The 11,080-nt window shown below is 68.3% G+C and carries 6 protein-coding genes; 4 read left to right on the forward strand and 2 right to left on the reverse strand.

Annotation, left to right across the window (positions count from 1 at the left end):
• Positions 1–15: 15 nt before the first annotated feature.
• Both IIE03_RS06560 and IIE03_RS06565 read right to left on the reverse strand, forming a co-directional pair.
• Positions 16–2,520, reverse strand: a complete 2,505-nt coding sequence (locus IIE03_RS06560; protein WP_192861947.1) for a glycoside hydrolase family 97 catalytic domain-containing protein — start codon at positions 2,518–2,520, stop codon at positions 16–18.
• Positions 2,521–2,739: 219 nt separating this feature from the next.
• Entirely contained in the window at positions 2,740–5,250 is a 2,511-nt protein-coding gene (locus tag IIE03_RS06565; RefSeq protein WP_192861948.1) for a glycoside hydrolase family 97 catalytic domain-containing protein, read from the reverse strand.
• A gap of 609 nt (positions 5,251–5,859) precedes the next feature.
• On the opposite strand from IIE03_RS06565, the gene IIE03_RS06570 reads away from it, so the two are divergent.
• The 4 genes from IIE03_RS06570 to IIE03_RS06585 all read left to right on the forward strand — a co-directional run bounded on the left by IIE03_RS06570 (position 5,860) and on the right by IIE03_RS06585 (position 10,099).
• Positions 5,860–6,264 (forward strand): hypothetical protein, encoded by a 405-nt coding sequence (locus IIE03_RS06570; RefSeq protein ID WP_192861949.1) that lies wholly within the window; start codon positions 5,860–5,862, stop codon positions 6,262–6,264.
• Between the two features lie 81 nt (positions 6,265–6,345).
• Positions 6,346–6,852, forward strand: coding sequence for a hypothetical protein (locus IIE03_RS06575; protein WP_192861950.1), 507 nt, complete (start codon positions 6,346–6,348; stop codon positions 6,850–6,852).
• Between the two features lie 393 nt (positions 6,853–7,245).
• Positions 7,246–9,888, forward strand: a complete 2,643-nt coding sequence (locus IIE03_RS26335; protein WP_192861951.1) for a tetratricopeptide repeat protein — start codon at positions 7,246–7,248, stop codon at positions 9,886–9,888.
• Positions 9,881–10,099 (forward strand): hypothetical protein, encoded by a 219-nt coding sequence (locus tag IIE03_RS06585; protein ID WP_192861952.1) that lies wholly within the window; start codon positions 9,881–9,883, stop codon positions 10,097–10,099. Before IIE03_RS26335 ends, IIE03_RS06585 begins: the two co-directional genes overlap by 8 nt.
• The last annotated feature ends 981 nt before the right edge of the window (positions 10,100–11,080 follow it).

The following is an 11,080-nucleotide window of genomic DNA, read 5'->3' on the forward strand; positions in this document are numbered from 1 at the left end:
TCCTTTCCTTTCCGGTCAACTCCGACCGGGAGTTCCTGTGTGCTGGGAGGCGGCGACGACCCTGCCCGAGGCCCAATCGACGTGCGCCGGGGTGCCTCCTCCCGGCTCGGTGACGAGTTCGAGCACATCGACGCCGACCACGTCGACGTCGATCGAGGTCGGGTCGGATCCCGCGTGCAGGTCGACGGTGGCGAGCTCGGCGCCGTCACCGAGCACGCGAGCCACAGCGCGCGTGCCGGGCGTTTCGTCGTCGATCCCTACCTCGGCCAGGAGCCGGGAGGCTCCACCATCGAGGTGGATGACGACGCGGGACGGAGTGGACACGCCCAGGCCGGTGTCGTGCTCCTTCCCGGCAATACGCATCCGGGCACCGTCGCCCGGGTTCCCGCCGCCGTTGCTCGTATCGCGTTCGACCGGACCGCTCTCGTTCTCGAACGCGACGATCCCCAGCGACGAGAGCGCATGCTCCCCGGGCGTCAGCGGGGCGACGAGCCGGGCGTGGGTGACAACCGGCACGTCCGAGTCCGGGCCCTCGACCGTGACGACCCCGACCTGGCCGGCGCGTACCGCGCGAGGTGAGCGCACGCGCCACAGACCCGGCTCGATGCGTTCGGCCGTCCAGCCCGGTTCCAGGCGCAGGCTAGCGTCAGGGGCGGTACGTAGCTCGGCGGAACCGTCCGAGGAGAGCGTCTGCACGGCGGGCTCGACCACGAGCGGCTCACGTAACGGCCTCGGCCTCGTGCGGAACGGTGTCGCCCCGGCTGGGGCGAGGATTGCCGCGAAACCGCCGTTGTTCGCGACGACGACGTCGAGTTCGTTCCCGACGCCGTCCCTCGTGTCTGAGGTCAGGCCGCCCTCGGGGGCGTCGGTCAGGATCCATGCCTGCCAGGGCGCGTCGCCGAGCCGCGTCAGCGGCACGGTGAGGGCGCGGGCGTCGCCTGTGGCGATGGCGCCGATGTACCAGCGGTCACCACGTCGGCGGGCGATGACCGCCTCGGCGTCGGGATCGCCGCAGAGCAATCTGGTTTCGTCCCACGTGGGCGGCAGCTCGGCAAGCAGGCGTGCCGCCTCGGGGCGGGATCGGTAGGCGTCCACGTCGTCGGCGAAGTGAGTGATCCCGCATTCGTAGACCACGGCGAGGGCCAGTTCGTGGGCGTCGCTCGTTTCCCTGCCTGGCGCGCCGAACGCCACGGGGGTGTAGTCCATGGCGCCGACGACGTTCCGCGTGAACGGCTGGAGGACGTTGTGGGCCGCGGTCAGAGGGCTGCCCTGGTAGAAGACGTAGTACTCCGCCCCGCGAACGGCCTCGTACCCGATCACCTGCGGCCAGGTGCGGGCCCAGCCACGCGGGATGACCGAGCCGTGGAAGTTGACCATGAGCCCGAGGCGCGCGGTCTCGGCGAGGATCGTGTCGTACCAGCGGTAGCGGTCCTTGGCCTCGGACTCCATGAAGTCGACCTTGATACCGGCCACGCCCCAGGAACGCCACAGCGCGAGCTTGCGCAGGTTCTCCGGCCCGTCGAGGTCGTGCCAGACGGTCCATAGGTGCACCTGGATGCCGCGGCGACTGGCGTACTCGACGATGTCGGGCACCCACACCGGGTCCCAGCCGCAGTCGATCAGCAGGTGCTCCCAGCCGAGTTCGGCCGCGGCATCGACGAACCGTCGCTGGTGCTCGAGCTGGGCGCCAGAGTAGAAGTCGGACCACCACGACCACGCGGCCCGGCCCGGACGCACCCATGACACGTCTTCGAGCAGCGGTGCAGCGTCGGGCGCGAGCTCATCGATGAGGCGGGTCTCCACGACATCGGCGAGACCGCCGATCACGAGGACGCGCCAGGGTGTCACCGGTCCGCGGGTGACCTCGAGGTCCTCGTCGGCCAGTTGTACGCGCGCTACGCCGGCGGCGATGCGTAGGTGCGCCCCGCTGAACCGGCCGTCGATTCCGGACTCACTGACCAGGACATATGGGTGCGTCAAGTCCTCGCCAGCGGCTCGCAGGAGTACGGGCAAGCCGGTCTCGACGTCGGCGGGCAGATCGATGGCGTACCGGGGTGTCTCGTACCAGGTCTGGTAGTCGAGTACCCAAGCCCGGTCGAACGTGTCCAAGGGAACGTCCGTCAGGTCTGCCTGGAACCGGGCATGGCCCTGCAGGCCGTCTATGGCATAGCGCAGCGCGATACCGTCACGGGCCTCCCGAACGTGCAGCTGCCATTCGATCCCCGAGACGTGCCGGAAGCGGTGCACGATGTGCCGGTGTTCGTACGAGTGAGGGCCGGTGGCCTTACCGCCCACGGCGTTCCAGGAGCCCCGCTGGGCCGACTCCTGCGAGCGGATCAGGCTGACCTCGCTGCCTAGGTCGTGCCCGTCGACGCGAATCCCCGCGGCGATCCCCTGGATGATCGGGCGGTCCCCGACAAGGACGTCCAGGAACGCGCGGCCGTCGTGGAGGCGCAGCCGTGTCGTGGGCCCGGACTGTGTCGTCGCTGGGGCTGTTGCTCGGGGTGAAGTGGTGACCACTATGTCTCCGTCAGAGGTTCCTGGACGTGTCGGCACGCCGTGTGCCTACCTCGACGTTATCTTCGGGCGAAGACAGTGGACATGGCCGATCGCCGTCAATCCCCTGGACGATCCGATGATCTGGCGAAAAGCGCGGCGAGGGCCACGGCAGGCCAGGTTGCCGGGTGGCGGCGGGGGCTGCCAGGCGGCGCCCCTGCATGGCAGCCCCCACCTGAGTGCTCAGTTGGTCACGTCGATCCGGTCGATTCTGACGTCCGCGGACGTGGCGTCGGAGAACCGGATGGTGCCCGGACTCGTGCCGAAGGGCAGGCCGATGGTCGTCGTGGCCACGGCGTCCTTCGAGCCGGTCGCGTGGAGAGCCACCGTTCGTGCCGGGCCGCCGTCGATCGAAACATCGACGCTGGCGTCCACCGGGCTGGCGTAGTCGATCCGGACGGTGTGATTGCCCGGCGTCGTCACAGCCTGGTTCACCACATCGAGCGTGCCCGCGTCAAGGCCGTGCACGGCTTGCCCGCCGGCACACTCCGCGCAGCCAGTTGTGCCGGCAGTTCCGGTCAGGACGTTCTCGGTGGCCTCGGCCTCGGTGGCGGACGAGACCGTCAGGGCGTCGATGTCCGGTCCGAATGCGGCGGGATTGTCAAAGAGGACGGTGTTCGATCCGGCCTGCAGCGGGACGTCGATCGACCAGGAGTGCAGGTACTCCCACCCGCCCGAGTCAGGCAGCGCGAGGGTTGACCGGACCGTGCCGTTCACGCTCACACGAATGTCGCGCGGGTCGCCGGACGTGTAGCTGAACGTGAGCCGGTAGGTTCCGGCTTCGGGCGCGTGGACGTCGGTGAACTCCACCGCGCCGCCCTGTCCGAGGAAGCCGGCCTTCTGCCCGCCGGAGCATCCGTGGCAGTCGTCGAGCGTGGCACCGCCGCTGAGGACGTTGGCCGGGTCCTCCGCCTCGTAGCGCGTGTCGTCCTGGCCGATCAGCTCCAGTGGGGTCTTGGAGATGTGCACCGAGGCGCCGCCGGTCGCGATCATGGGCAGCGACAGCGTGGTGGCGCTCGTGACCTGCTGCGTGGACAACTCCACCCGTCCGGCGGCGTCGTCGGAAAAGATCGTCGCTGTGTAGGTACCGCTGTCGAGGAAGTCCAGCGGCACCGAGGCGGTGCGTGCCGGATCGGTCAGTGCGCCGATGAACCACTCGTCGCCGCTGCGACGCGCTACCGTGATGTGGTCCCCTGGGAAACCTTCCACCACATGAGACTCGTCCCAGACCGTCGGGACCGCGCGCATGAGGTGACGGCCGGCGAACTGATCGTAGGCGGCCGCCGAGTCGGCGTAGTTGATCATCGCGGAGGTGAACACGATGGACTGCGCGAGCGTGTGCGCCTGCGTGAGGATCGCGTCGTTCTGCGAGATCATCGTGGGCGTGTAGTCCATACCACCGAGCGGTCCACGGGTGAACGGCAGGGTCGTGTCGAGGCGTGCGGTCGTGGGCGGCGGGTACTTGTAGTGCTCGGTGCCCGCCACGGCCTCGCTCGTCACCAGCCACGGCCAGGTACGGTTCTCGCCACCCGGCTTCGTGCTGCCGTGGAGGTTGAGCATCAGCTCGTTGTCACCGGCAGCGTCGCCGATCGACTGATACCACTGCTGGACTTCCTGCGAGTCGTTCAAGAAGAAGTCGACTTTCAGCCCGGCGACACCGTACGCCTTGTGCTCCGCCGCGAGCGGCCCGGCCAGTTCCGGGGTGGCGAACGGCTCGGCGGTGACCCACGCGAAAATCTTCACGCCGCGCTGTGCCGCGTACTCCGAGATCTCGGGCAGGTCCACCTCCGGCGTATAGCAGCAGTCCACGGTGACGTACTCCCAGCCCATCGATGCGGCGAAGTCGACCATGCGCTTCTGCTTGTCCAGATCCGCGGCGCTGTCCTCGTCGGTGTACCACGTCCATCCTGCCCGGCCCGGCCGCACCCAGTCCGGGGACTCCTGCGCCGGCGGGTTGAGGTGCTGCACCAGATCGGAGTTGTACAGCACGTCCAGGTCCTCGGCTACGATCGCCGCCCGCCACGGGCTCTGGAACGGGTACTCGCTCGTGATCGGGAAGGCCTGATCCGGCGTCCGGGCCACGTTCAGCAACCCGGTCCCCGTGCCGTCGCCCTCAAGCATGGCCGGTGCGTAGCTGGCGCTCGCGTTGTAGACGTTCGCCTCGGTGATCAGCGTGAAGTAGGCGTTGTTGTCGATCGAGGCCAGCAGCGGCATCGTGAAGTCGTCGCCGCTGTCGAGTCCAGCAGCATCACGGTAGAGGTAGTCCTGCTCGTAGTTCCCGTTCCATGGCGCCGCCCAGCCACCTGTGCCCGCAGGCAGCCGGAATCCGCTGACCTCGTCGGTGATCGTCGCCTGACCGCTGCCCGGGAGCCGGTAGCGGTAAGCGACACCGTCGTCGTAGGCGCGCACGATCAGTTCCAGCGCGGCGCCGTCCTTCTCGTACTCCAGAACGAGTTCGTTGGCGTGATCCCGGTAGCTCGGGTCGGTGCCCGCGGGCAGCGCGTACGTGTCGTCGATCGTCCTGCTGGACGAACCGACGAACGACAGGCCGTCGGTGAAGTCTGTCGAACTCGTGGCGATGCCGAGCGGGGACTCCTCGAAGATAGTTGTGGCGCCCGCCGTGACGCCGTACGTCAGCGATCCGTCCGCCTGCTCGGCAACGGTGAATGCGACCTGGCCGTCCGGAGACGTCACGGTGCGCACGGTCACTGCCTGCGCGGGCGCTGCGCTCAGACCGGCAAGGAGGACTCCGACCGCTGAGACCATGGCTATGGGACCGCGTCGTCCCGATCTACGTGCCATCAATGCTCCCTGAATGATCCCAGGAACCGGGTGCCCCTGGGTGCGTCGCCGACGCTAACGCCGCCGACATGGAGGAAGAACCGCCAGACCGATGCAATACCTGGACAGATCACTCCCCCGTGGGAGCCGGACGCCCTCCGGACGCCGCGTCATGCCGCTTGCGGCGCCATGCGAGAGAGGCGCAGCAGTTAAACGGACTGGCCAGGCGCGCCAGGTGCGGCCGCACCAACGCGGCGACGGCGGTTGCGCCGAAAGTATGGCCGACGGGCTCTCCGCATCGAGGCAGTGCTGCGCAAGGTGAAGGCTCCACGATTACCTGGCCACAGGCGGAGCCAGCCCTTGATGCGCGAACGCGAGGTAGGAAAAACTCATACGTTGCGGTGTCAAGGAAGCGGGTGACCCGACCATGTGCCGCTCGTCCCGGCAGGGACTTCAAGGTTCCGGGATATGAGAGGCAGAAAAGGAACGCCTGTCGCATATCGCGCCGGAATGTTGTGCCTGGTGCTGGAGGCGGTCTTCGCGCCCACGAGCGTGTACGACGCCGATACCGGAGAGGAAGTCGACTTCGGTATCGACGTCGGCATCCCAGACAACATCGCAGAGATGAATGTACTGGCCAGCGACAGCGAGTTCGTCGATATTCGGGTCCGTCTGCAGGGGCACACAGCCTTCTGCCCGATCGGGAACAGTGTCGAGGGTGCGTTCACCATTACCGTGACCCGTGCGGGTAACTACGCGATCCTTTCGGGTCAGCACCGCCAGATGCCTAACCACGAGATCTTCCTCACCTCTTTTGGTGAAGGCAGCACGACAATCGTCTACCAGCGTCAGTACGCTTCCCCGGTCTGCCTCGTCAATTGGGCCTGCCCACTGGCCGAGATGGGCGGCTACCAGGGCACCTACTGACCGACTACCACCTACCCGGAGCCGGGTGGCGAGCAGCAACGTGCTCGCCACCCGCACTCCTCCTGGAGTATCGTCGCAGCCATGGGACCAGCATCAATACGACCGACCCGATCCCTGGCCTGGGCGCTTTCCAGCGGCCTGGCGATGCACATCGTGTGCGGCCTGCTGGCCATGGCATGGACGGCACTGGCGATATCGGCCGGACGGGTGGCGAGTCCCGACGAGTCGTGGCATGGCGACCCAATGGACCGCTGGATCGGGGCCACCTGGCTGGCAGCGTCACTGTGCTACACGATCGTCCTGCTTGTCTCGCATCTGATAACGTCCCGCCTCTTCCGCTGGCGGACGGACTATCTCACCCCGGCGGTCGCGACCTTTTCGTATCTTGCGTTCGCCACCAACAGTTCCGTTCCCACCGGCCTTCAAATCGATCAGATAGTGGGCGCGCTGCCGTGGATCGGGGTGTTCGGATTGGACGGATCGGCTCTCGCCGGTTACCTCATTCCCTTGGCATTCGGTGCGTGGATTCTCCGCACTCGTCAGCGTGACGAGGTGAAGCCGCAACAAGCTCAAGCAACGACCGCCTGACACCGACCCCGATAGTCAGCGGCCCCTGATAGTCAGAGGCGCGTGGGCTCTCCGGCGCGAACATCAGCCAGCTGCGCTGCTGGCAGTACGTTCGTACCCCGACCAGAACCAGGCGCGGCTCGAGGGCGCTTCCTTCTACTCGCCGTCTCGCCAGCATGACCGGGGAGCCGCGGAAGGCCGTGCCACGCACGCGCTGGCGAACCGCGAGTGTCCACACCTAGTCAGGTGTAGCGCGGCTGAGCAGACGCACGCAGCTGCCCTGCCACGGCCTCGGCGACCTCACCCCAGGGGGTGCGATGAGCATGCCGGCGGTGTTTCTCGTCTGCAGTCATCGGGCGGCCGGTCGGGACGACTTTCGTTGCCCGCATTGCCGGATATAGGCAGAATCTTGATATGTCCTGGAAGATTCCGTGGTGGGCGTGGTCGGGCGGCGGGCTGCTGCTTGTCGCGGCTGCCGTGGTGCTGGCGTTCCTGGATGTGTTGCCGTTGCCGCTGGTGACGGTGATCGGTGTGGTGGCGGGCGCGTTCGGGTTCGGCTGGCCGTTGATCCGGTACGGCCTGGCTCAGCGGGGCGGGCAGGCGGCCGGGCGTGCCGTGCTGGAGGGGTCGGGGGTCCCGCCGGTGCTGGATGGACCGTCGCGTCTGCTGGCGCCGGATCGTGGGGTGGTGCCGTTCGTGGGCCGGCAGGAGGATCTGCAGCGGTTGATCGGCTGGTGCGAGGACGGTCAGGGCAGCCCGTTGCGGCTGGTGACGGGTCCGGGCGGGGTGGGTAAGAGCCGGCTGGCGGCGGAACTGTCGGACAGGATGGCGCGGCGGGGGTGGCAGGCCGTGTGGGTGGATGACGGGCAGGAGGCCACGGCCGTGGAAGGGCTGGTGGCCGCGGGGCAGGAGCAGGTGTTATTGGTGGTCGACTACGCCGATACCCGTCGGGGGCTGGAGGTGCTGCTGCGGCAGCTCGCGCTGGGTCGGCTCGAGCGGGTGCGGGTGCTGCTGTTGGCCCGGGCGGCGGGGGAGTGGTGGGACCGGCTCAAGGGAGCAAGTCCGGGCGTGCGGGTGGTGCTGGCTGGCGCGCATGACGGGACGGACCTACCGGTGCGGGTGGATGCCTCGATGACCGATCAGCAGATCGTGGATGCCGCGGCGCGGGCGTTCGCGGCTGAGCTGGGAGTGCGGGTTCCGGGCTCGGTGAGCGTGACAGGTATCGAGGACGGGCATCGTCCGCGGATCCTGGACCTGCACGCGGTGAGCCTGGTCGCGGTCCTACACGCAGCCCGGCACGAGGCGGCAGGCCATGATGCGGGCGCGGTGGTGAGCATCGACATGTCCGGGGTGCTGGCGGCTTTGCTGGAGCATGAGGAGCGGTACTGGATCAGCGCCGCGGCCGCCGAGCGGCTCCAGGAGCACGGCGTGGGGGTGGGGGATCTGCGTGATGTGGTAGCGGCGGCCTACCTGCTGCCGCCCGCCGACGAGCAGGAAGCTGGCCGGCTGCTGCGGCGCCTGGGTGAACATGTGGCAGGCCCGCACGTGCTGGGTTGGCTGCAGGATCTGTACCCGCCGCGGCCGGGCAGGAGTGAGCCGTTCGGCGGACTGCAGCCCGACCGGCTTGCCGAGCAGCACCTGCTGGACCGCCTGCAGGCCTCGAGCCGGCTGGCCGAACTGCTGGAAGACCTTCCCCGAGCGCGCGCCCGGGATGCGGTGGCGGTGCTGGCCAGAGTGGCGTCGGACTTTGCTGCCGAACGCAGTCGGCGTGAACCCGCGCTGGAGCTCGTGGCCACCGCGATCCAGTACCTGGACGACGATCCCGGCCTGCTGGAGACCATCGCCGCCGTGGTCCCCTACCCCAGCCAGGCCCTCGGCCGGGTACGAGCCGACCTGTTGTGGCGGATCCTGACTCTCCTGGCCCCGGGTGACCGCCCCGCCCAGGCCCGCGTGCGCCACCAGCTGGGTCTGTGCCGCCAGTTGCTGGGACACCGGCACGGCGCGGCCGACATGCTGGCCACGGCCGTGGACCTGTACCGGGACCTGGCGGCCTCCGGCACCGGCGAGCACGACCTGAGCCTGGCGATGTCGCTGCGCTACCTCGGCGTCGTGCAATCGGAACTCGGCCAGGGCACCTGGGCGCTGCGCAACACGATCGAGGCGGTCGAGATCACCGAACACCTCGCCGCCCGGGGCCTTCCCGGCGGGGGCCTGGCCCGGACACTGTGCGATCTGGGCACCCGCTATCACGAGGCCGGCTTCCCCCACCAGGCCCTGGAACCGCTGCAGCGATCGGTCCAGCTGCACCGCCAACGCCTGCAGGCAGACCCCTCCGCCCCGGTCCTGCCACACCTGGCCCGCGCGTTGATGAACCTGTCGATCGTGCACAGCCAGCTCGACCAACCGGTTCCGGCACTCGACGCGATCGAGGAAGCAGTACAGATACGCCGCCGCCTGGCCCGCCAGAACCCCGACGGAGACAACGTGTTCCTGGCCCGCGCACTGGCCGAGGCCGCCGCCCGCAACCTCGAAGCAGGCCACCCCCAGACCGCCACGGACATGGCACGCGAGTCCGTAGCGATCCGGGAGGGACTCACCGAGGACAACTACGACAAACACGCCTCGGACCTGGCCACCTCCCTACGACACCTAGGAGTCGCGCTGCGCGAGGCCGGCACCCCGCATCCCGCCGTCGCGCCCCTGCGCCGGGCCCTGGGGTACGAGCGCAGCATGGCACGCATCCTGCAGAACACCGCCGCGCACGCCGCCGTGGTCCAGACCCTCGCCCAGCTCGGCGCCACCCACCACGCCCGGCAACGGCCGCAAACCTGCCTGCCACTCCTGCGTGAAGCCGCGCGCATCACCCACTGGTGCCTGGCCCACGTCGAGCCCGAAGACCTCCTACCCCAAGCCCGCCCCCTCCTCGGCGCGCTCGAACTCGCCTCCGCAATCCTGCGCGACACCGCGCAACCCGAGATCGCCGACCGCTGCGACCACGCCGCGCACCAGCTACGCCACCTCATCGCCACCAGGCAGCCCGAACTTCGCCATGACTGACCCCGTGCAGTGGTTCGAGATAGTCGGCGGCATCGCATCCCTGGCCGGAATCGCCGCCGTACTCGTCCAGCTGCGCCAAGTCGTGGTCACCCTGCGGTCCACAGCCCGCGCAGCCACCTACGCCATCGGAACCCAGCTCAAGGACATCTTCATCGCCTACCCCCACCTGCGCCCCTACTTCTTCCAAGGCCGGTGCAGCAGACAGACCTGACTCATCCGTCTGCTGCCGCAGGCAGCGACAGCTGACGGTTCAACGCCTCTGGGCCGCCGCACGTCGTGGGACCTTCCTGGGGGCCCCGCTGAGACCTGCGGGCGGGCGCTCGCGGTGTTGGCTAGCCCAGCTATGCAGATGAGTAAAGGTGCCACGATTGCCCGTCTCGATCACGCGAGTGGCACGGTTGTGGTTTTCAGCCGGCCGTCTACAGGAGGGAGACGGGCAGAACTCATCGGCTCGCCCTCTCGGGATCAGCGTTTCAAGCTCGCGCTGGAGAGCGTCGACTCGGTTCGGTGCGCCGGGTGCGGGCGTGGAAGGCGAGGTAATTCGCGGCCTGATCGGAGGTCCCGCCGAGTCGGCGCATCTCGCGCGCTGTTCGTTCGGCGCTGCGGTCCGCAAGCCATGTGTCCACGCTGTCCGTGCGAAGGATTGATGGAATGGTGTATGGCACAGCGGCGAGGAAAGCGAGCGGCCAGTGCCGCGCAACCTCGATGAGGTCCATGGGAGTGACTCCGTCCCTTGTCGACGCCTCAAGGCATCCGGCGCGGGGGACGGGCAGCCAGTACCACCCGTCTCTTGCGCCGCTTGGATGCGACTCGAGGCGAGGTGGTTAGGCTCTGCCGGTAGGCAAGGTGGTCAACCTTGCGTGAAGTACATGGGCAACGTTAGCAGGATCTAGCCCGTGGACGTAGGACGGCCTCCGCGTCCATGGTCGTCCGTTGCGTCGGGGGCGTCCTGGGGCGGACCGCCGCGATGGGATCGATGGAGTTGCTGGTGCCGCGAAAGGGGACCAGAAGGGGACCAGAACCATGCAATCCATGCACACCATGCCTTGCGGTGAGGCGGACTGAGTCGCAGAGCTTTGCGGGAAACAAGGTCGAGCGGCGTCTTTGGATACCTGGGGGTCAAGGGGTCGCAGGTTCAAATCCTGTCAGCCCGACGTAAAAGCCCTGGTGAGACGGTAGATCTCACCAGGGC

Origin of the sequence: Myceligenerans pegani, assembly GCF_014892515.1 — a bacterium.
GTDB lineage: Bacteria > Actinomycetota > Actinomycetes > Actinomycetales > Cellulomonadaceae > Myceligenerans > Myceligenerans pegani.

Bases quoted from the DNA above. Each gene is read 5' to 3' on its own strand.
- IIE03_RS06575 (WP_192861950.1), top strand. From the start codon at position 6,346: ATGGGACCAGCATCAATACGACCGACCCGATCCCTGGCCTGGGCGCTT.
- IIE03_RS06585 (WP_192861952.1), top strand. From the start codon at position 9,881: ATGACTGACCCCGTGCAGTGGTTCGAGATAGTCGGCGGCATCGCATCC.
- IIE03_RS26335 (WP_192861951.1), top strand. From the start codon at position 7,246: ATGTCCTGGAAGATTCCGTGGTGGGCGTGGTCGGGCGGCGGGCTGCTG.